Source organism: Enterobacter sp. C3_dUdeg (genome assembly GCF_057536195.1).
In genome coordinates this window covers 1-21419 of record NZ_BAAKFX010000004.1, presented here as the reverse complement: position 1 = coordinate 21419, position 21419 = coordinate 1, and the positions used below count along the sequence as shown (strand labels likewise).

Genomic DNA, 21419 nt, shown 5'->3' with positions numbered 1-21419 from the left:
GGTTAACAGGCGGGTCGCATAAGCGCGTGATAGCCGCGGTCAAACCACACCAGCCCTTGCGGCGCGGGGTGGCGAATAATCGAAATAATGTCGCAAAACAGAATGTCGTGGGTGCCGACGCTCACCACCTGGCTGATGCGGCAGTCAAACGAGGCCAGCGCATCTTCCAGGCGCGGACAGCCCGTGTCGCCCGTCTGCCAGCGGGCGGCGGCAAAGCGTTCCGCCATCGGCGTTTTCCCGCCAAACAGGTTAGATAAAGGCTCCTGTCCGGCGCTCAGGGTATTCACGCAAAGGGTGCGGTTTTCGCTAAACGTTGGCCAGACGGACGCACCGCGGTTCAGGCACACCAGCAGGGTGGGCGGTGAATCCGTGACGCTGCACACCGCGCTGGCGGTGAAGCCTGCTATCCCCGCCGGGCCGTCGGTGGTGATGATGTTGACCGCCGCGCCAACGCAGGCCATGGCGTCGCGAAAGGTTTGTTTATCCGGTGATGTCATCATCGCTCCTTACGCCAGCCCGCAGGCATCGTCGAAGTCCAGGCGCGGCAGGCGCCCGTAAAGTTTGCGGGTATCGCCATAGCCTATGTTGATCAGCAGATTGCTTTTAAGCGTCGTGCCGGTGAAAAAGGCTTCGTCGACCTTTTGGCGGTCAAATCCCGACATCGGGCCGGTGTCCAGCCCCAGGGCGCGACAGGCGAAAATCAGGTAGGCGGCCTGCATTGAGCTGTTGCGAAAGGCGGTCTCTTCCGCATGCGCGGGGCTGGTGGTAAACCAGCTCTTTGCATCGCCGTGCGGGAACAGCTCGGGCAGGCGCTCGTAGAATTCACCGTCCCAGGCGACAATCGCCGTGACCGGGGCGGTGAGCGTTTTCTCGAGGTTGCCGCTGGAGAGCGCCGGGCGCAGCTTTTCTTTTCCCTCCGCGCTTCGCACAAACACAATTCGCGCCGGGGAGCAGTTGGCGGACGTGGGCCCCCATTTCATCAGGTTGTAGATTTCGCGCAGCGTTTCGTCGCTGACGGGCATATCCTGCCAGCCGTTATGGGTGCGGGCGCCGGTGAACAGCGTTTCCAGCGCGGCGGGGGTAATGGCTTCGCTCATTAAAGCTCCTTATAAAGCGGGTTCCGGGCTGTGCAGCAGGCTGGCAAGCCCGTTCAGCAGCAGGGTGTTGAAGGTATCCGGCTCGGTGACGTTGCAGGCATGTCCGCCCTGGCGCATCACCGCGCTGCGGCTGTGCGGGATCGCTGCCTGCAGTTCCGACGAGCAGACGGAGGGCACAAGCATGTCGTCGGCAGAACAGATAATCTGTACCGGGCAGCGAATGCGCGCGGCATGGCGGCTGAAGTCGGCCTTTTTCAGGGCGCTGAGCCTGTGCAGCAGGTTGGTTTTACCCTGGAAATGGGCCAGCGCCAGCGCTTCTTCGGCCTCCAGACGGGGCGCGCGGGCGGCCATCCAGTCCGCCGGGTAGAGAAACAGCGGCTGCGCCTCGACCCACGCCTGTGCGCCGCCGTAATGCAGCAGGCGCTCGCGGATCTGAAAGCAGCGGCGGGTGTGGGCGTTGAGGGTCAACCAGCCGTTGACGCACACCAGCGCGGTGAGGGCGTCGGGCCTGTCGAGGGCCAGCTGCAGGCCGACCAGCGCCCCCAGCGCGTGACCCACGACGCTGTAGCGGACAATCCCGGCTTCAGCCAGCGCCTGGGCCAGCTCGTCCGCCATCTGCGCAAGGCTGTACCCTTCCGGCAGGGTGGCGGGGTTATTGCCCGTTCCCCGCTGGTCATAGCACACCACCTGATACTCCGGCTCCAGCGCGGCCAGCTGGGGCAGCCAGTAGCTGCCGCTGCCGCCGAGACCGGAAATAAAGACCACCACGGGCGCGCCCTCGAACGGGGGCGGCGAGACGGAAAGTTTCATACCTGCCTCACTTCGCGATGTGCGCAACGGTGGCGATCTCAACCAGCGCCTCTGGCTTCACCAGCCCGCACTGAATGCAGAACCGCGCCGGTTTATCGCCGGGGAAGAACTCGGCGTAAATCTCGTTAATCGCGGCGTAGTTTTTCCAGTCGGTGATAAAGATGCTGTTGAAGGTCACGTCCTCCATCGTGCCACCCGCCGTTTCGATCACGGTTTTGATCGTCTCCAGCACGTGGCGGGTTTGCGCCTTTGGGTCGTTGATAAACACCACGTTGTTGTCTTTATCAAACGGCAGCGTGCCGGAGACATACACCACGCCGTCGGCGAGGGTGCCGGGCACAAACGGGGCAATGGGCGTGCTGGTGCCCGGCGGAATAATCACGGATTTCGGCATCAGATGTCTCCTCAGGCGATACGGGCTAGCGGGGGAGTCAGGGCGTCGCAGAAATCATTGACGTTACTGACCCAGCCAAAAAAGGTTTCGATGTTGAACAGGGCCGCCTTCTGGGCGAATTCCGGCCCGGCCTGGTGGGTCGCGTCTTCCAGCACCACGCCAAAATACTCGAGGAAAAAGCCGTCGCGCAGGGTCGACTCCACGCAGACGTTGGTGGCGATGCCGGTGAACACCAGATGACGAATGCCCCGGCTGCGCAGCAGGCTGTCGAGAGGCGTGTTGAAAAAGCCGCTGTAGCGCGGTTTGGGCAGGACAATATCGCCCGCCTGCGGTACCAGCTCATCCACCAGCTGATAGTCCCAGCCGCCTTTCGCCAGCAGCTTGCCCTGCAGTTCGGGCCGTTTACGCATGGTTTTCAGGGCGTTCGACTTGTGGAAGTTGGGCGAGCCGGGGCCGCCTGCCTCGACGTACTGGTCATCCCAGCCGTTCTGGAACCAGATGATGAGCATGCCCGCGGCGCGCGCGGCGGCGACGGCGGTTTTAATGTTCTCGATCACCGGCCGGGTGGCGGAGACGTCGAACCCCGCCAGATCCAGATAACCGCCCTGGCTGGCGTAGGCGTTTTGCATGTCCACCACGATCAGCGCGCTTTGCTGGGGCGCGAAGGTGATAGCTTCCGGGCGTGCGTTAAGGGTTGTCATTACGCCACCTCCTTCGTGACGGCAGGAATGTGGGCGCGGCACTGCATCAGCGGCTGGATGCGCTCGCCGAAGGTCTCCACGCCGGTGAGGAAATCGTCGAAGGTCAGCAGAACGCCTTCCGCACCGGGAACGGCCGCCACTTCGTCAAGCATTCTGGCGACGCTGGCGTACGAGCCGACCAGCGTGCCCATGTTGATATTGACGGCGGAGGTCGGGTCAGCCATCTGGCGAACGTTGGTATCCGCCCCGGAGCGGGTATCCTTCTGGCTCTGTTCGGTGAGCCAGCTCAGGGCCTCCTCGTCGGCGCCGTCCTTATAGCGCTCCCATTTGGCGCGCGCGGCGTCGTCGGTCTCGTCGGTGATCACCATAAACAGCACGTAGGAGCCCACGTCGCGCCCGGTTTTGTCGGCGGCCTCTTTCATGCGCGCGGCGGTCGGGGCGAAGGCGGCAGGCGTGTTCACGCCTTTACCGAAGCAGAAGTTGAAGTCGGCGTATTTCGCGGAAAACTCCATCCCCGCGTCGCTTTGTCCGGCGCAAATCACCTTCATCGGCACCGACGGCTGCGGGCTGACGCGGCAGTCGTTCATGGTGAAGAAATCGCCCTTGAAATCGCTTTTGCCGGTCCCCCACAGGTCGCGCAGCACCTGCACGTATTCGGTCAGGTAGTCGTAGCGACGCGAGAAGTAATCGTCACCCGGCCAAAGCCCCATCTGCTCGTACTCCGGTTTTTGCCAGCCGGTGACCAGGTTGACGCCAAAACGCCCGCCGGAGATGGAGTCGATGGTGGAGGCCATGCGCGCGACGATCGCCGGGGGCAGGGTGAGCGTGGCGGCGGTGGCGTAGATTTGGATCCGCGAGGTGACCGCGGCCAGCCCGGCCATCAGGGTAAAGGACTCCAGGTTGTGATCCCAGAATTCGGTTTTGCCGCCGAAGCCGCGCAGCTTGATCATCGAAAGCGCAAAGTCGAAATGGTAGTGCTCCGCTTTCTGCACGATGGCTTTATTCAGCTCAAAGGTTGGCATGTATTGCGGTGCAGTGGTCGAGATAAGCCAGCCGTTGTTGCCGATGGGTACAAATACGCCAATTTTCATCACGAACCTCTCTTCATTACGTCGCAGGTGTAACGGTGTTTTTGCAAAGGCAGTGCCAGTTTTGAAAATGGCAGTGTTATTAATGTGTTAATCAGAGGTTGGTGGATTGATGCGGCTAAATGTGGACTAACTGGTCAAAAACATTGCACAGAAAACAGGCATTCATGCGCGATCGGAGTGCAGGATGTCGTGGCGAGTCGGGGGTTTTGCTATGCTGAGGGCAACGCAGAATAAGGAGAGCGGGAATGACACAAGGCGCAGTGAAAACTCCAGGTAAACGTTCGCAGGCGGTGAGCGCCAAGAAGCAGGCGATCCTCAGCGCGGCTCTGGAGACTTTTTCGCAGTTTGGTATTCACGGCACGCGCCTGGAGCAGGTGGCGGAGCAGTCCGGCGTATCCAAAACCAATCTGCTTTACTATTACCCGTCGAAAGAGGCGCTCTATGTGGCGGTGATGCAGCAGATCCTCGATATCTGGCTGGCGCCCCTCAAAGCGTTCCGCGCGGAGCTGGCCCCGCTGGTGGCGATCAAAGAGTACATTCGCCTGAAGCTGGAGGTGTCGCGCGATTACCCGCAGGCGTCGCGACTGTTTTGTCTTGAGATGCTGCAGGGCGCGCCGCTGCTGCAGGCGGAATTAACCGGAGATTTAAAGCAGCTGGTGGACGATAAGTCGGCCATTATTGCCGGATGGGTCGCCAGCGGAAAACTGGCCCCGGTCGACCCGCATCATCTGATCTTTATGATCTGGGCCTCCACCCAGCATTACGCTGACTTTGCGGCCCAGGTTGAGGCGGTGACCGGTAAAACGCTCCAGGACGAGGCGTTTTTCCACAGCACCCTGGAAAACGTGCAGCGGATGATTATCGAAGGGATCCGCCTGCGCTAGTTTCCCCTCACCCCAGCCCTCTCCCTCAAGGGAGAGGGGGCCGTCCGTGCAGGTATTATTTTGTGGGGATCCCTCAGCCCGGCGGGAGAGGGCAGCTTAAGTCGCCCTCTTCACACTGCATCAGCGAGGCCAGAAACGCCTCGCGCTCCACGGTTTTCTCCGCCAGGCACTGATTCACGATCATCGGCTGAACGCTGCCGCCTTCCGTCCCCGAACCGATAAACGCACAGTCCGCGTCGCGCAGGGCAATCCAGGCCTGCTGCGCCTTTTTCAGCAGCTCGCGCTGAGGGGCTTCCGCACGCTTGACGGCGGCCTGATAGGTCTGGTTGAGCTTTTTGTCGGCAGCCTGGTACTGCTGCGCGCTACAGGTATTCAGCTCAAGCTGGGTGGTCGCTTTGTCGCACTCGTCGGCCAGCGCGCTGGCGCTCAGCAGCAGTGCCGCACTGGCGATAAGATATCGTTTCATATACTCCCCAAAAAAATAAGGCTCCGTCTCCGGAGCCTTATTAACACAGCGTTAGCCTATTGTCATCAGGCTGGCGTTACCGCCTGCCGCCGCGGTGTTGACGCTGAGCGAGCGCTCCACGTACAGACGCTCCAGCAGCAGGTTGGTTTCCCCGCGCGCAAAGCCCTGCACGGAAACGATGGCGCCGCTGCGGGCCGCAACCTGCTCGCACAGTTCGCGCAGCTGATCGGAATCACCGTGGTAGATCACCGCATCAAACGGCTGGGTCAGCAGGTTATCGGCTTTCGCGAAGCGAATGCGGGCCGAGACCGCCTTCGGCAGCTGTTTGGCGAGATCGCGATGCAGGGCATCTTCCGGCCACAGCACTTCACAGCCGGTTGCCATGGCGGCGGCCAGCTGCACCAGCGCGTCCTGCTCGTTATCGGCCACGCACAGCACGCGCTCGCGCGGCATCAGCGTCCAGGTGTTGCGCTCGCCGGTTGGCCCCGGCAGCAGACGCTGCGTGCCCGCCTGCGCCAGCTCACCGTACTGCTTCGCGACGGCACGCAGTTCAGGACGTTTTTCTGCCCATGTAATGAGCGCCTCCAGCGGCTGGGTCAGCACGGTTTTCAGCTGCGCATCCACCGGATAGTCCGCATCCTGGCGTGCCAGGGTGACGCCCAGGGCGTTCTCCGGACGGTTCGCCAGCAGGCGGTACAGGTAGAGCGGACCGCCCGCTTTCGGACCGGTGCCGGAAAGGCCTTCGCCGCCGAACGGCTGTACGCCCACGACCGCGCCAACCATGTTGCGGTTAACGTACAGGTTGCCCACTTTGGCGCTGCCGGTGACCTGCGCGATAGTCTCGTCGATACGGGTATGCACGCCGAGCGTCAGGCCATAGCCGGAGGCGTTGATCTGCTCAACCAGCTCGTTCAGGTTGTTACGGTTGTAGCGCACCACGTGCAGCACCGGGCCGAAGACCTCTTTTTTCAGCTCGTCGAAGCTTGCCAGCTCAATCAGCGTTGGCGGCACAAAGGTGCCGGTCCGCCATTCGCGGGCATCTTCGCTGTTCTCGCGCACCGCCTGGAACACCGGGCGGCCTTTCGCGCGCATGGTCTGAATGTGGTTTTCGATGTTGGCTTTGGCTTCCGCGTCGATCACCGGCCCGATATCGGTAGTGAGACGGCCCGGGTTGCCCATGCGGCATTCGGCCATCGCGCCGCGCAGCATCTTCAGCGTGTGGTCCGCCACGTCGTCCTGCAGGCACAGCACGCGCAGGGCGGAGCAGCGCTGACCGGCGCTGTCGAACGCGGAGGCCAGCACGTCGACCACCACCTGCTCGGTAAGGGCAGAGGAGTCTACGATCATGGCGTTCATCCCGCCGGTTTCCGCGATGAGCGGCGTAGGGCGGCCCTGCGCATCCAGACGGGTGGCAATATTGCGCTGCAGCAGTGACGCCACTTCGGTCGAACCGGTGAACATCACGCCGCGCACGCGGTTGTCGGAGGTCAGTTTGGCACCGACGGTTTCACCGCGGCCCGGCAGCAGCTGAACCACGCCCGCCGGCACGCCGGCTTCCAGAAGAATATTGATGCCCTGCGCGGCAATCAGCGGGGTCTGCTCTGCCGGTTTTGCCAGCACGCTGTTGCCTGCGGCCAGCGCGGCGGCAATCTGGCCGGTGAAGATCGCCAGCGGGAAGTTCCACGGGCTGATACAGACGACCGGACCCAGCGGACGGTGGGTTTCGTTATCGAAATCATCGCGCACCTGACCGGCGTAGTAGTGCAGGAAGTCGACGGCCTCGCGCACTTCGGCAATCGCGTTGCTGAAGGTTTTACCCGCCTCGCGCACCAGAATGCCGATGAGCGACTGCATCTGATCTTCCATCAGCACCGCCGCGCGCTCCAGAATCGCGGCGCGCTCCTGCGGCGGCGTGGCAAACCAGATAGGGGCGTTGTTCACCGCGCTGTCCAGCGCCTGATCCACTTCCGCTTCGGTCGCTTCACGCGCGTGGCCGACGATATCCTTCGGCTCGGCCGGGTTGATCACCGGCTGCATTTCGCCGTCTGCAACGGGCTGCTCCAGCATCGGTTTGGCCTGCCACTTCTGCAGCGCGCTGTTGAGCAGGGCAGAGGAGAGGGACGCCAGACGGTGTTCGTTGGCGAGATCCAGACCCGCCGAGTTGACGCGGCCTTTGCCGTACAGCTCGCGCGGCAGGGCAATCTTCGGATGCGGCAGGCCAACCTGGCCTTCCTGCGCCGCCATCTTCTCAACGGCCTGCACCGGGTCGGCCACCAGTTCGTCCAGCGGCAGCGTGGTGTCGGCGATGCGATTAACGAAGGAGGTGTTCGCGCCGTTTTCCAGCAGACGACGCACCAGGTACGCCAGCAGGGTTTCGTGCGTTCCCACCGGAGCATAGATTCGGCACGGGCGGTTCAGCTTGCCGTCCGCCACTTTACCGGTGACCTGCTCGTACAGCGGTTCACCCATGCCGTGCAGGCACTGGAACTCGTACTGGCCCGGATAGTAGTTTTGCCCGGCCAGGCTGTAGATCGCCGCCAGGGTGTGGGCGTTGTGGGTAGCGAACTGTGGATAGATCAGGTTCGGCACGCCGAGCAGCTTTTTCGCACAGGCGAGGTAAGAGACGTCGGTGTAAACCTTGCGGGTATAGACCGGATAGCCTTCCAGCCCTTCCATCTGGGCGCGTTTGATTTCGCTGTCCCAGTAGGCGCCTTTTACCAGACGGATCATCAGGCGACGGCGGCTGCGGCTTGCCAGGTCAATCAGGTAATCAATGACGAACGGGCAGCGCTTCTGGTAGGCCTGGATAACGAAGCCAATACCGTTCCAGCCTGCCAGCTCCGGCTCGAAGCACAGTTTTTCCAGCAGATCGAGGGAGATCTCCAGACGGTCGGCCTCTTCGGCGTCGATGTTAATGCCGATGTCATACTGGCGCGCCAGCAGGGTCAGGGACTTCAGGCGCGGGTAGAGTTCTTCCATCACCCGGTCGTACTGCGCGCGGCTGTAGCGCGGGTGCAGGGCGGAGAGCTTAATGGAGATGCCCGGGCCTTCATAAATACCGCGACCGTTGGACGCTTTACCGATGGCGTGGATCGCCTGCTGGTAAGAGACCATGTAGGCCTGCGCGTCGGCGGCGGTCAGGGCCGCTTCGCCCAGCATGTCGTACGAGTAGCGGAAACCTTTATCTTCCAGCTTGCGGGCGTTCGCCAGCGCTTCGGCAATGGTTTCCCCGGTCACAAACTGCTCGCCCATCAGGCGCATCGCCATGTCCACGCCTTTGCGGATCAGCGGCTCGCCGCTCTTGCCGATGATGCGGTTCAGGGAGCGGGAGAGGTTGGCTTCGTTATGGGTGGAGACCAGTTTGCCGGTAAACAGCAGGCCCCAGGTGGCGGCATTGACGAACAGCGACGGGCTGCGGCCAATGTGTGAATGCCAGTTACCGTTGCTGATCTTGTCGCGGATCAGCGCGTCGCGGGTGGCTTTATCCGGAATACGCAGCAGCGCTTCCGCGAGGCACATCAGCGCCACGCCTTCCTGAGACGAGAGGGAAAACTCCTGCAGCAGACCCTGAACCATCCCGGCGCGGCCGGTGGCGGTTTTCTGGTTGCGCAGCTTGTCGGCTAACTGATACGCCAGGCTGTGCGCCTGTGCGGCAATGGCTTCCGGCAGGCGAGCCTGCTCCAGCAGCATCGGCACGGCGTCGGTTTCGGCACGGCGGTAGGCGCCGGTAATGGCGGCACGGCTGACGGACTGCGGCAGGATCTGCTCGGCAAATTCGAGGAACGGCTGATGGTTCTCGTCGCCAGCGGCTGGAGCCTCCTCGCTTTCGTTCGCCGCGCCGGCCAGTAGGGCAGGCAGCTCCGGCAGACCCTCATCGCTCTCAAGTCTTTCGAGATAGTTAAAAATCGCCTGCTTAATTAACCAGTGCGGCGTGCGGTCAATGCGGGTTGCTGCGGTCTTAATCCGTTCGCGGGTAGCGTCATCCAGCTTAACCCCCATGGTGGTCATACCCATGCCAAAGCTCCTGTTGTTCTGTAATAGCGTTCTGTTGATAGCGTGAAATATCCACCATGTTGCAACTTTGTGCAACCGTGTTAAATGTGACCTGGTTTGCAACCCGGAAAATGAATGGATTGTTAACGAATGGTTAGCTGTAAAAACGCGCTGGCTTTTGTGCGGGAAGCCTGGTTTTATGCGGTGGTTAACACTTTTCAAAGGTGCAACCCGTAAAAGCGTGAGCGAGTGCAACCTATAGGAAACTCGTATCAAACCGGGGATGAAATTGATGTAAATGCAGTGTTAAATCGTTTGTCAGCGGAAGGCGCATACGGCAGGATAGCGCGCCCAACCGAAACACAAGATACATTCACCTCGTTCCGGTGATCATATAACAAGGCAGCCCGGATGGTTGTCGCTCGACATTTTGGAGAATTTGAATGGCTATTAGCACACCGATGCTGGTGACATTTCTCGTTTATATTTTTGGCATGATCCTGATAGGGTTTTTGGCGTGGCGTTCTACAAAGAACTTTGACGACTACATTCTGGGCGGACGCAGTTTAGGCCCGATGGTGACCGCACTCTCTGCGGGCGCCTCCGACATGAGCGGCTGGCTGCTGATGGGGCTGCCCGGCGCGATTTTTATCTCCGGTATCTCGGAAAGCTGGATCGCCATCGGCCTGACCGTCGGCGCATGGATCAACTGGAAGCTGGTGGCAGGCCGTCTGCGCGTGCATACCGAGGCCAACAACAACGCCCTGACGCTGCCGGATTACTTCACCGGACGTTTTGAAGATAACAGCCGCATCCTGCGCATTATCTCTGCGGTAGTTATCCTGCTGTTCTTCACCATCTACTGTGCCTCCGGCATCGTGGCCGGCGCGCGTCTGTTCGAAAGCACCTTCGGCATGAGCTACGAAACTGCCCTGTGGGCCGGTGCGGCGGCGACCATCCTCTATACCTTCGTGGGCGGATTCCTGGCGGTAAGCTGGACCGACACCGTGCAGGCGAGCCTGATGATCTTCGCCCTGATCCTGACTCCGGTGATTGTGATTTTCACCGTTGGCGGCTTTGGCGAATCGCTGGAAGTGATCAAGCAGAAGAGCATCGAAAACGTCGACATGCTGAAAGGGCTGAACTTCGTGGCCATCGTCTCGCTGATGGGCTGGGGTCTGGGCTACTTCGGTCAGCCGCATATCCTGGCGCGCTTTATGGCGGCGGATTCCCACCACACCATCGTTCATGCCCGTCGCATCAGCATGACGTGGATGATCCTGTGTCTGGCAGGGGCGTGTGCGGTCGGCTTCTTCGGCATCGCGTACTTCAACAACAACCCGGCGCAGGCGGGCGCGGTCAACCAGAACGCCGAGCGCGTGTTCATCGAGCTGGCGCAAATTCTGTTTAACCCGTGGATTGCCGGTATTCTGCTCTCCGCAATCCTGGCGGCGGTGATGTCCACCCTGAGCTGCCAGCTGCTGGTTTGCTCCAGTGCGATCACCGAAGACCTTTACAAAGCCTTCCTGCGTAAAAATGCGAGCCAGAAAGAGCTGGTGTGGGTAGGGCGCTTTATGGTGCTGCTGGTGGCGCTGATTGCCATCGCGCTGGCGGCCAATCCGGAAAACCGCGTGCTGGGCCTCGTGAGCTACGCGTGGGCGGGCTTTGGCGCCGCGTTTGGTCCGGTCGTGCTGTTCTCCGTCATGTGGTCACGTATGACCCGTAACGGCGCGCTGGCGGGGATGATTATCGGTGCGCTGACCGTTATCGTCTGGAAACAGTTCGCGTGGCTGGGCCTGTACGAAATCATTCCGGGCTTCATCTTCGGCAGCATCGGCATCGTGGTGTTCAGCCTGCTGGGTAAAGCCCCGTCTGCCTCCATGCAGAAACGCTTTGCTGAAGCCGACGCGCATTACCACACTGCGCCGCCGTCTAAGCTCCAGGCAGAATAATTTTTCTCGCAGCACAATGCAGGCCGGGTGAGCGCAAGCGCACCCGGCTTTTTTCTTGCCAAAATCCGCAATTTCCTGTGATATCCATGTGCTTATAACAATGAGGATAGCGAAGCATGACAATCAAAACAGGGGTAATGGCAGCGGCACTATTGATGCTCGCTGGCTGCACGGCGCCATCGCAACACGCGGCTGTAGAGACCTGCAAAGCGGATAACCAGATGCAGCAAACCACGCTCTATTTCGGCTTAAATCGTCCTGCCGGGGCGCAAATCACCAGCAACGAGTGGCAGCAGTTTGTTGACCAGGACGTGACGCCGCGTTTCCGCGATGGCTTAACGGTGTTTGACGCGCGCGGGCAGTGGCTGGGGAACGACGGGAAAGTGGCGCGTGAACCCAGCAAAGCGCTGATGCTGATCCACGGTAAGGATGCGCAGAGCGAGAAGAACATCGAAGCGTTACGCGGGATTTATAAATCACGCTTCGCGCAGGAGTCGGTGATGCGCGTCGACCAGCCGGTGTGCGTGCAGTTCTAATAAAAACGGCGGGAAATCCCGCCGTTGTTGTTTTGTAGGCCGGGTAAGCGAAGCGCCACCCGGTATTGCATCAGAGCACCAACCCCGCAAAGCTCGCCGACAGCAGGCTCACCAGCGTCGCGCCGTACACCAGACGCAGACCAAACCGCGACACCACGTTCCCCTGCTGCTCGTTAAGGCCCTTAATCGCCCCGGCCACAATGCCGATGGACGCGAAGTTCGCGAAGGACACCAGGAAGACGGATAAAATGCCCAGCCCGCGCGGGGACATCTGATGCGCGATTTTTTGCAGCTCAATCATCGCCACAAATTCATTCGCCACCAGCTTGGTCGCCATAATACTGCCCGCATTTAAGGCATCGCTCAGCGGAATACCCACCAGCCACGCCAGGGGGTAAAATACATAGCCCAGGATCTGCTGGAAGCTCATGCCAAATACGCTGGAGAAGAGGGCGTTAACGGCGCTAATAAGCGCGATAAAGCCGATCAGCATGGCCAGAATAATCATCGCCACCTTAAAACCGGCCAGAATATACTCGCCGAGCATTTCGAAGAAGCTCTGCGATTCATGCAGTTTTTCCAGCTTGATATCCGGCTCCGCTTCCGGGCGCGCCGGGTTGATGACGGAGAGAATAATAAAGGTGCTGAACATGTTCAGAATCAGCGCCGCGACGACAAATTTGGCGTCGAGCATGGTCATATAGGCGCCGACAATCGACAGGGAGACCGTCGACATGGCCGTGGCCGCCATGGTGAAGAGACGACGAGAGGAGAGATCGCCCAGCACGCCTTTGTAGGCAATGAAGTTTTCCGACTGGCCGAGGATCAGCGAGCTCACCGCGTTAAAGGATTCCAGCTTGCCCATACCGTTCAGTTTTGACAGCAGCGTGCCGATGACCCGAATAAAAATCGGCAGGATCCGCCAGTGCTGAAGAATACCAATCAGCGCGGAAATAAAAATAATTGGGCAAAGCACGCCGAGGAAAATGAACGCCAGCCCTTTTTCCCCCATTCCGCCAAAGACGAAATTGGTCCCTTCCGAAGCAAATTTCAGCAGTGACTCAAAGAAGCCGGAAACATATTTAATCAGGAATAACCCGCTTTCGGCGTGCAGGAAAAAGAACGCCAGCGCAATTTCAATAACAATCAGCTGTAAAACATAACGAATGCGAATTTTTCGGCGGTCGAAACTTACCAGCCAGGCAAGCGCGAGAATAATGACCAGCGCCAGCAGGAAATGGACAATTTTAAACATAATTAATTTTCACCAGGTGTTTGAGGCGGATATTTAGCCACAGCCCCGTACCAGCGTAAATGGGCATTTTCGTTATAACTTATAAACCTGAACGTAACGTATGTAACTATTACCAGACTCGGCGTTTACAACTCGTCATCAAAACACCACACATTTCGCTTGTGTTTCTTTTCGCCGTAATGATAATCACTATCACAAGAATTTACCTTTCTTTGCATCAGTTGACCGCGATAAACATTTAAGGTGTCGGCATGTTTGTTCCATTTCTCATTATGTTACGTGAAGGGCTTGAAGCTGCCCTTATCGTGAGCCTCATCGCCAGCTATCTGAAGCGAACCCAGCGCGGACGCTGGATTGGCGTCATGTGGGTCGGGGTATTCCTTGCCGCGGCACTTTGTCTGGGCCTCGGTATCCTCATCAACGAAACCACCGGGGAGTTCCCGCAGAAAGAGCAGGAGCTGTTTGAGGGGATCGTCGCCGTAATTGCGGTGGTGATCCTGACCTGGATGGTGTTCTGGATGCGTAAAGTCTCCCGTAACGTGAAGGTGCAGCTGGAGCAGGCGGTGGATAACGCGCTGCAAAAGGGCAATAACCACGGCTGGGCGCTGATCATGATGGTCTTTTTTGCCGTCGCGCGTGAAGGCCTGGAGTCCGTTTTCTTCCTGCTGGCGGCGTTTCAGCAGGATGTCGGTATCTGGCCGCCGGTTGGCGCGATGCTCGGGCTGGCAACCGCCGTTGTGCTGGGCTTTCTGCTCTACTGGGGCGGTATTCGCCTGAACCTGGGCGCCTTCTTCAAGTGGACCAGCCTGTTTATTCTGCTGGTGGCGGCTGGGCTGGCGGCAGGGGCGATTCGCGCCTTCCACGAGGCGGGCCTGTGGAACCATTTCCAGGACGTGGCGTTCGATCTCAGCAACGTGCTCTCCACGCACTCTCTGACCGGCACCCTGCTCGAAGGTATCTTCGGCTATCAGGAAACGCCGAGCGTCAGCGAAGTGGCGATGTACTTTATTTATCTGGTTCCGGCGCTGGTGCTGTTCGCAATGCCGCCGCGTACCGGCACGCAGGCGTCGCGCGTTACGCCATAATTTTTGTTTTAGTTACAACATACTTTTAAAGGGAAGAGTCATGGCAATTCAGTTCCGTCGTAGTGCGTTATGCGCAGGCATTGCCGCGCTGTTCGCTTCTGCATTCTCCGCCTGGGGCGCGGATGTACCTCAGGTTAAAGTCACCGTTAATGATAAGCAGTGTGAGCCGATGACCCTCACGGTGAACAGCGGCAAAACCCAGTTCATTATTCAGAACCACAGCCAGAAGGCGCTGGAGTGGGAGATTCTGAAAGGGGTTCTGGTGGTGGAGGAGCGTGAAAACATCGCCCCTGGCTTCAGCCAGAAGATGACCGCCAACCTGCAGCCGGGCGAGTATGAGATGACCTGCGGTCTGCTGACCAACCCTAAAGGGAAGCTGATCGTCAAAGGTGAAGCGACGGCCGATGCGGCGAAAGGTGCTGCGGTGCTGAGCCTGGGCGACGCGATTACGGCGTATAAAGCCTACGTCACGAAAGAGACGGCGGACCTGGCGGCGGCAACCAAAGCCTTTACCGATGCGGTGAAGGCCGGTGACATCGAAAAAGCGAAATCCCTGTATGCGCCAACCCGTCAGCACTACGAGCGCATCGAGCCGATTGCCGAACTGTTCTCTGACCTTGATGGCAGCATTGATGCCCGCGAAGATGATTACGAGCAGAAAGCCGCCGATCCGAAATTCACCGGTTTCCACCGTCTGGAGAAAGCCCTGTTTGGCGTCAACTCTACCAAAGGGATGGAGAAATACGCCGAGCAGCTGAACGGCGACGTGCTGGAGCTGCAAAAGCGCATCAGCGAGCTGGCCTTCCCGCCGTCAAAAGTGGTGGGCGGCGCGGCTGGTCTGATTGAAGAAGTGGCCGCGAGCAAAATCAGCGGCGAAGAAGATCGCTACAGCCATACCGATCTGTGGGACTTCCAGGCCAACGTCGACGGCGCGCAGAAAATTGTTAACCTGCTGCGTCCTCAGCTGCAGAAAGAGAACGGCGAACTGCTGGCCAAAGTGGATGCCAACTTCAAAAAAGTCGACACCATTCTGGCGAAGTATCGTACCAAAGACGGGTTTGAAACCTACGACAAGCTGACCGATGCCGACCGTAACGCGCTGAAAGGCCCGATTACCGCCCTGGCGGAAGATCTCTCTCTGCTGCGCGGCGTACTGGGTCTGGACTAAGCACGATGAATAAGCATAGCGATAACGATGTGGTTGAGCCTTCACGTCGTCGATTGTTAAAAGGAGTAGGGGCGCTGGGGGGCGCTCTTGCTCTGGCCGGTGGCTGTCCGGTAGCGCATGCGGCGAAACCGCAGAGCGCGCCCGGCACGCTGTCACCCAATGCCCGCATGGAGACGCAGCCGTTTTATGGCGAGCATCAGTCGGGCATCCTGACGCCGCAGCAGGCGTCCATGATGCTGGTGGCCTTTGATTCGCTGGCCAGCGATAAAGCCGATCTGGAGCGCCTGTTCCGCCTGCTGACGACGCGCATCGCGTTTCTCACCGCCGGCGGACCGGCACCCGATACGCCGAACCCGCGTCTGCCGCCAATGGACTCCGGCATTCTGGGGTCGTTTATCGCCCCGGATAACCTGACCATTACCGTTTCGCTCGGTGAGTCGCTCTTTGACGCGCGCTATGGGCTGGCAAAACAGAAGCCGAAAGCGCTGCAGAAAATGACGCGTTTCCCGAATGACTCCCTGGACGCGGCGCTATGTCATGGCGACCTGCTCCTGCAGATTTGCGCCAATACTCAGGACACGGTGATCCACGCCCTGCGCGATATCATCAAGCACACGCCGGATCTGCTGAGCGTGCGCTGGAAGCGGGAAGGGTTTATCTCGGACCACGCCGCCCGCAGTAAAGGGAAAGAGACGCCGGTGAACCTGCTGGGCTTTAAGGACGGTACGGCCAACCCTGACAGCCACGATGGTGCGCTCATGAAGGAGGTGGTGTGGGTCACTGCCGATCAGGGCGAACCGGCGTGGGCGGTGGGCGGCAGCTATCAGGCGGTGCGGATTATCCAGTTCCACGTGGAGTTCTGGGACCGTACGCCGCTGAAAGAACAGCAAACGATCTTTGGTCGCGATAAGCAAAGCGGCGCGCCGCTTGGCATGAAGAACGAGCATGACGTGCCCGACTACGCCAGCGATCCCAATGGCGATACCATCGCGTTGGACAGCCACATTCGTCTGGCTAATCCGCGCACCAAAGAGACGCAGTCCAGCCTGATGATGCGTCGTGGCTACAGCTATTCGCTCGGCGTGACCAACGCCGGACAGCTTGATATGGGGCTGCTGTTCGTCTGCTATCAGCACGATCTGGAGAAAGGCTTCCTGACCGTGCAGAAGCGGCTCAACGGCGAAGCGCTGGAAGAGTACATTAAGCCTATCGGCGGCGGCTATTTCTTTGCCCTGCCGGGCGTGCGCGATCGGAACGCGTACCTCGCTCAAGGTCTTATTGAAGCCTGATAATTGTCCCCGCAACCGTTCGCGGGGACATTATTTTTTCATATGACTATCCTCCTGTTATATTTCTGTAATATTTCTATATGAGACTGATTTCACCTGTAGGGACAGTCTTAAAAGTTGCATTCAGGTAAAATAAATGTTGCATTTATGATAACTCCTGATGTACTTAAGATAAGACAGCGGTAGTTCCCGGCAGTGATGCTGAATCACTATGGAGATCGCGAATGGTTGCGTCCTGTACTGGACAAGGTAAACATAACAACCGCAGCACCCGGCGCGGAGGCTCAGACTCCGGCAGCGATTTCCTCACCACTAAATTCTCCCCCCTTCCTCAAGAATCTGATTCGACCGACGTGCAGAACGGTGCGCGTAGCTGTTCCGTATCGTTATCCGATAAAGCAAGCAATGGCTTACAAGGAAGCCAACCCTCTGATGTTCGTGCGCATAATCGTGCCGAAGCTGGCGCGTGTGATGAATACCAACAACTCAAGGTGCTATCCATGGGAAGACAAAAAGCAGTGATCAAAGCTCGTCGCGAAGCAAAACGTGTGCTGAGACGGGATTCACGTAGCCATAAACAGCGTGAAGAAGAATCGGTCACCTCGCTTGTGCAGATGAGTGGCGTAGAAGCAATTGGCATGGCCCGAGACAGCCGTGATAATTCTCCAATTGTGGCGCGCAATGAGGCTCAGGCGCACTACCTGAATGCTATCGAGAGTAAACAGCTCATCTTTGCAACCGGTGAAGCCGGATGCGGGAAAACCTGGATCAGTGCAGCCAAAGCGGCGGAAGCGCTGATTCATAAGGATGTGGAGCGCATTATTGTTACCCGTCCTGTACTGCAGGCTGATGAAGATCTCGGCTTCCTGCCCGGAGATATTTCGGAGAAGTTTGCTCCGTACTTCAGGCCCGTCTATGACGTGCTGGTGAAGCGACTGGGTGCATCCTTTATGCAGTACTGCCTGCGACCAGAGATTGGCAAGGTGGAAATCGCGCCGTTCGCCTATATGCGCGGACGTACATTTGAAAATGCGGTCGTCATTCTTGACGAGGCTCAGAACGTGACCGCTGCGCAAATGAAGATGTTTTTAACGCGCCTCGGGGAGAACGTGACGGTTATCGTTAACGGCGATATTACCCAGTGTGACCTGCCATCCGGCGTGAAATCCGGACTGAGCGACGCGATGTCGCGTTTTGAGGAAGATGAGATGATTGGGGTGGTACGCTTCACCAAAGATGACTGCGTGCGCTCGGCGCTTTGCCAGCGCACGCTACAAGCGTATTACTGAGTGTGCAGTTGCGTTCAAGGCCCGGGAAACCGGGCTTTGTTTTATGTGCAGGCATGTTGTCGGGTGGCGCTGCGCTTACCCGACCTACAATACCCGTAGGCCTGGTAAGCGCAGCGCCACCAGGCATAAAGAGCGCAGGGAGTTTCAAGGTTCGAATCCCCCCTTTCGGAGAATATAAAAGAAAAAAGCCCGTACTTTCGTACGAGCTCTCATCTCGAATATGGCGGTGAGGGGGGGATTCGAACCCCCGATACGTTGCCGTATACACACTTTCCAGGCGTGCTCCTTCAGCCACTCGGACACCTCACCATATTTTTTTGCTGCCTGACCGCTTGGGGGGCAACGGGGCGCTACTATAGGGAGTTGCGCTAACACGGTCAAGCAGATTTTCTGTATTCGTGCTCGTTCGGTTAAGCCTTAATCAGCTCTTGTCGCAGCACGGGTAATTAACGCTGTGAATCGAGCACTTCGCTGTTTTTAACTACTTCCTGTGCTTTGCCGTAGCTTTCGATCAGCAGCTGGTAAGCCGGGAATATGTGGGTATACACCTCAGCCCACTCGGCTGCGTCCTCACGGTTCCAGGTTCTCTGGATCTCAGAGGCCACCGCCGCCGTATCCATCGGAACCACACCGGCCTGCACCACGCGCGCCAGGGTGATCTCCTGCGCCATTTTGCTGTAGGTGCCGGAGGCATCAATCACCGCAAACACCTTATAGCCGTCCGCCACCGCGCTGATTGACGGGAAGGCCATGCAGACGCTGGTGATAGTGCCCGCGATAATCAGCGTCTTGCGCCCGGTCGCTTTCACCGCAGCAACAAACTCCGGGTTATCCCAGGCGTTGATCTCGCCTTTACGGGCAACATACTGCGCATGCGGCGCGTTGGCGTGGATCTCCGGGATAAGCGGTCCGTTCGGTCCCTGCGGGACGGACGCGGTGGTGATCACAGGGATCTTCGCCAGAGTCGCGATTTTTGCCAGCGCAGCCGCACGGGCACGCAGTTCCGGCATTGGCATATCCCCAACGGTCTGGAACAGACCGCTCTGGTGATCGATAAGCAACATCACCGCATCGTTCACATCAATAACCGGACGTGCGCCATTAAAATTCGCAGGTGTAGACATTATCTTCTCCTTTTATTAATTTCAGATCTGGCCGAAGCGGCCGGAGTTAAAATCACGAATGGCTTCGTTGATTTCGCTTTTACTGTTCATCACAAACGGGCCATAGCCCACGATGGGTTCATTCAGCGGCTCGCCGGCCATCAGCAGCACTTTGGCATCGCTGTTCGCCTCCAGGTGCAGTTTGTCGCCTTCCTGACTCAAAACGACCAGCTGGGCTTCACCCGCCTGCGTTGTACCGTTCACCGTGGTGTTGCCTTCAAGCACGACCAGCGCGGTGCTCCAGCCTTCGGGCTGATTGAGCGTCAGATGGCTTCCCAGGTTCAGCGCGATGTCCCAGACGTTGAGCGGTGAGAAGGTGTGCGCCGGGCCGGTTACAGCCTCGTAGCGACCGGCAATAACCCGCAGCGAACCGCTGTTATCCGGTAGCGTCACGACCGGGATCGCATCCTTGGTAATGCTCTGGTAGCCGGGTGCCGCCATCTTGTCTTTGGCCGGCAGGTTGACCCAAAGCTGCATCATTTTCAGTTCTCCGCCTTTCTGCGAGAACGCGCTGGAGTGGAACTCCTCGTGCAAAATGCCTGCACCTGCCGTCATCCACTGCACGTCGCCGGGGCCAATGACGCCGCCTTTGCCCGTGGAGTCGCGATGCTCTACTTCACCGGAATAGACGATGGTGACCGTTTCAAAACCCCGGTGAGGGTGTTGGCCTACGCCGCGTTTCGCCCCATCTGCCGGAAAGGTGTACGGGCCCGCGTAGTCCAGCAGCAGGAACGGGCTCAGCGGCTCGCCGTGGGTTTGGTAAGAAAACATCGAACGGACCGGGAAACCATCGCCAACCCAGTGCTGGCGGGGAGCGGTATAAACGCCTGTTACGTTTTTCATGATTAACTCCTGATGTTCTGTTGATGTAATTAGCTTATATTCAGAGTTAATACTCCGGTAGATAGTGAAAATGGCATTCACTGTTCTGAAAATGGAACGATGAGGATTTATGCAGGATCTCAATGACTTCGTCTGGTTTGTAAAGGTGGTGGACTACGGCGGCTTTGCGGCGGCGGGAAGGGCGCTTGATCTGCCAAAGTCCAGGCTAAGCCGCCGGATAGCGCAGCTGGAAGAACGCCTTGGCGTGCGGCTTATCCACCGAACAACCCGACAGTTTACGGTGACCGAGGTCGGGCAGACCTTCTACCAGCACTGTAAAGCGATGATGGTGGAGGCCGAGGCCGCGGAGGAAGCCGTGGCGGCACTGCAGGCTGAACCGCGCGGTGTTGTCAGGATTACGTGCCCGATAACTCTGTTGCATGTCCACGTGGGTCCGATGCTGGCCAGATTTATGGCGCGCTACCCCGGGATTAATCTTCAGCTTGAGGCGACCAACCGGCGGGTAGACCTGGTGGGAGAGGGGGTTGATATCGCGATCCGCGTTCGCCCGCATCCGTTTGATGACAGCGATCTGGTATTAAGGGTGCTGGCTGACAGGGGACATTGTCTGGTCGCGGGTCCGGCGTTGATTCAACGCATGGGAGAACCCGTCGTGCCGTCTGAACTCAGTGCCTGGCCCGGGTTAAGCATGAACGAGGGGAAACATATTCATAAATGGGAGCTGTCCGGTCCCGGAGGTGCCAAAGCGGAGATCCATTACCATCCTCGATTGATCACCACCGACATGCTGGCGCTACGTGAAGCTGCCATGGCAGGCATCGGCGTGGTGCAGCTGCCGATTTTGATGGTCAAGGACCAGCTGGCGACGGGGGAACTGGTACGGGTGCTGGATGCGTGGGAACCCCGACGGGAAGTGATTCACGCGGTTTATCCTTCGCGGCGCGGCCTGCTGCCGTCCGTCAGGACGCTGGTGGATTTTCTGACCGAAGAGTATGCGCGGATGGTGGAAGAGTAACACTTCCCTCTCCCCTGGGGAGAGGGGCAGGGTGAGGGGCTCAGGCCGCACCGAGCTGCATATAGCGCCGGGGGGGATTGACTCGCTTCGCTCGCGGTTACTCGGCCCATCCATGGGCCTCGCCCCTTTGGGCCAACGCAGGCGTTGTTCAAAAATGCTCCCGGCGTTTTTGTGCGGGCAGCCTGTTCGCTGCGCTCTCAGTCTGTCCAACTGGCCGTCGGCAGTTGTCGAACCCCGGTCGGGGATTCTCATCCCCCGCAGGCATGCAATATGCGAAAGAAAAGCCCGCATTTTCATGCGAGCTCTTCTTTAAATATGGCGGTGAGGGGGGGATTGACTCGCTTCGCTCGCCCTGCGGGCAGCCTGTTCGCTACGCTCTCAGTCTGTC

At 58.9% G+C, this 21419-nt stretch carries 19 protein-coding genes and 1 tRNA gene; 8 read left to right on the top strand and 12 right to left on the bottom strand.

Translation table 11 applies throughout. The features are described from left to right. Positions 1 to 2: 2 nt before the first annotated feature. The 6 genes from rutF to rutA are packed head-to-tail and all read right to left on the bottom strand — an operon-like array spanning position 3 to position 4093. A complete protein-coding gene (rutF, locus tag AC27FC_RS12180; RefSeq protein ID WP_094934936.1) occupies positions 3 to 497 on the bottom strand; it encodes an NADH-dependent FMN reductase RutF in 495 nt (164 codons plus the stop codon). 9 nt (positions 498 to 506) lie between these two features. Continuing rightward, positions 507 to 1097 carry a malonic semialdehyde reductase gene (locus tag AC27FC_RS12175; RefSeq protein ID WP_047061542.1) on the bottom strand — a complete coding sequence of 197 codons (591 nt, stop codon included), beginning with the start codon at positions 1095 to 1097 and terminating at the stop codon, positions 507 to 509. A 9-nt stretch (positions 1098 to 1106) separates the two neighbouring features. Next, complete coding sequence (gene rutD, locus AC27FC_RS12170; RefSeq protein WP_167818231.1) at positions 1107 to 1907, bottom strand: pyrimidine utilization protein D; 801 nt, start codon at positions 1905 to 1907, stop codon at positions 1107 to 1109. A 7-nt stretch (positions 1908 to 1914) separates the two neighbouring features. Beyond that, the gene (gene rutC / locus AC27FC_RS12165; protein WP_010429508.1) at positions 1915 to 2301 is read right to left on the bottom strand and encodes a pyrimidine utilization protein C; all 387 of its coding nucleotides are present in this window, start codon (positions 2299 to 2301) and stop codon (positions 1915 to 1917) included. Positions 2302 to 2312: 11 nt separating this feature from the next. Continuing rightward, entirely contained in the window at positions 2313 to 3002 is a 690-nt protein-coding gene (gene rutB / locus AC27FC_RS12160) for a pyrimidine utilization protein B (protein WP_033145167.1), read from the bottom strand. Next, positions 3002 to 4093: a pyrimidine utilization protein A gene (gene rutA / locus AC27FC_RS12155; protein WP_094934939.1), complete on the bottom strand. Its 1092-nt coding sequence runs from the start codon at positions 4091 to 4093 to the stop codon at positions 3002 to 3004. Before rutA ends, rutB begins: the two co-directional genes overlap by 1 nt. Before the next feature lie 245 nt (positions 4094 to 4338). Between rutA and rutR the strand changes: the two genes are divergently transcribed. Further along, a complete protein-coding gene (gene rutR, locus AC27FC_RS12150; RefSeq protein WP_023311087.1) occupies positions 4339 to 4977 on the top strand; it encodes an HTH-type transcriptional regulator RutR in 639 nt (212 codons plus the stop codon). A gap of 73 nt (positions 4978 to 5050) precedes the next feature. On the opposite strand, the gene AC27FC_RS12145 is transcribed toward rutR, so the two are convergent. Next, positions 5051 to 5443, bottom strand: a complete 393-nt coding sequence (locus AC27FC_RS12145; RefSeq protein WP_094934940.1) for a lysozyme inhibitor LprI family protein — start codon at positions 5441 to 5443, stop codon at positions 5051 to 5053. Positions 5444 to 5494: 51 nt separating this feature from the next. After that, a complete protein-coding gene (gene putA, locus AC27FC_RS12140) occupies positions 5495 to 9457 on the bottom strand; it encodes a trifunctional transcriptional regulator/proline dehydrogenase/L-glutamate gamma-semialdehyde dehydrogenase (RefSeq protein ID WP_232959936.1) in 3963 nt (1320 codons plus the stop codon). Positions 9458 to 9879: 422 nt separating this feature from the next. On the opposite strand from putA, the gene putP reads away from it, so the two are divergent. Both putP and AC27FC_RS12130 read left to right on the top strand, forming a co-directional pair. After that, a complete protein-coding gene (putP, locus tag AC27FC_RS12135; protein WP_039261698.1) occupies positions 9880 to 11388 on the top strand; it encodes a sodium/proline symporter PutP in 1509 nt (502 codons plus the stop codon). Between the two features lie 116 nt (positions 11389 to 11504). Next, positions 11505 to 11924, top strand: coding sequence for a DUF3574 domain-containing protein (locus tag AC27FC_RS12130; protein ID WP_028019107.1), 420 nt, complete (start codon positions 11505 to 11507; stop codon positions 11922 to 11924). A gap of 70 nt (positions 11925 to 11994) precedes the next feature. On the opposite strand, the gene AC27FC_RS12125 is transcribed toward AC27FC_RS12130, so the two are convergent. Beyond that, on the bottom strand, positions 11995 to 13179 hold the full coding sequence (locus AC27FC_RS12125) for a NupC/NupG family nucleoside CNT transporter (protein ID WP_029740188.1): 1185 nt from the start codon (positions 13177 to 13179) through the stop codon (positions 11995 to 11997). A 251-nt stretch (positions 13180 to 13430) separates the two neighbouring features. Here AC27FC_RS12125 and efeU point away from each other — a divergent pair, with 251 nt between their 5' ends. From efeU to phoH, 4 genes are all read left to right on the top strand, one after another. Beyond that, positions 13431 to 14264, top strand: coding sequence for an iron uptake transporter permease EfeU (efeU, locus tag AC27FC_RS12120; RefSeq protein ID WP_033145172.1), 834 nt, complete (start codon positions 13431 to 13433; stop codon positions 14262 to 14264). A gap of 40 nt (positions 14265 to 14304) precedes the next feature. Beyond that, positions 14305 to 15432 (top strand): iron uptake system protein EfeO, encoded by a 1128-nt coding sequence (efeO, locus tag AC27FC_RS12115; RefSeq protein WP_094934942.1) that lies wholly within the window; start codon positions 14305 to 14307, stop codon positions 15430 to 15432. Positions 15433 to 15437: 5 nt separating this feature from the next. Further along, complete coding sequence (gene efeB, locus AC27FC_RS12110) at positions 15438 to 16721, top strand: iron uptake transporter deferrochelatase/peroxidase subunit (RefSeq protein WP_094934943.1); 1284 nt, start codon at positions 15438 to 15440, stop codon at positions 16719 to 16721. Between the two features lie 500 nt (positions 16722 to 17221). Further along, a complete protein-coding gene (phoH, locus tag AC27FC_RS12105) occupies positions 17222 to 18010 on the top strand; it encodes a phosphate starvation-inducible protein PhoH (RefSeq protein ID WP_008503509.1) in 789 nt (262 codons plus the stop codon). A gap of 221 nt (positions 18011 to 18231) precedes the next feature. Here the strand turns inward: phoH and AC27FC_RS12100 are convergent. From AC27FC_RS12100 to AC27FC_RS12090, 3 genes are all read right to left on the bottom strand, one after another. Beyond that, positions 18232 to 18319 (bottom strand) — tRNA-Ser (locus AC27FC_RS12100). 137 nt (positions 18320 to 18456) lie between these two features. Further along, on the bottom strand, positions 18457 to 19134 hold the full coding sequence (locus tag AC27FC_RS12095) for an isochorismatase family protein (RefSeq protein WP_025755865.1): 678 nt from the start codon (positions 19132 to 19134) through the stop codon (positions 18457 to 18459). A gap of 21 nt (positions 19135 to 19155) precedes the next feature. After that, a complete protein-coding gene (locus AC27FC_RS12090) occupies positions 19156 to 20016 on the bottom strand; it encodes a pirin family protein (protein WP_196354610.1) in 861 nt (286 codons plus the stop codon). Between the two features lie 109 nt (positions 20017 to 20125). Here AC27FC_RS12090 and AC27FC_RS12085 point away from each other — a divergent pair, with 109 nt between their 5' ends. Next, complete coding sequence (locus tag AC27FC_RS12085; protein WP_487160222.1) at positions 20126 to 21031, top strand: LysR family transcriptional regulator; 906 nt, start codon at positions 20126 to 20128, stop codon at positions 21029 to 21031. Positions 21032 to 21419 lie beyond the last annotated feature (388 nt).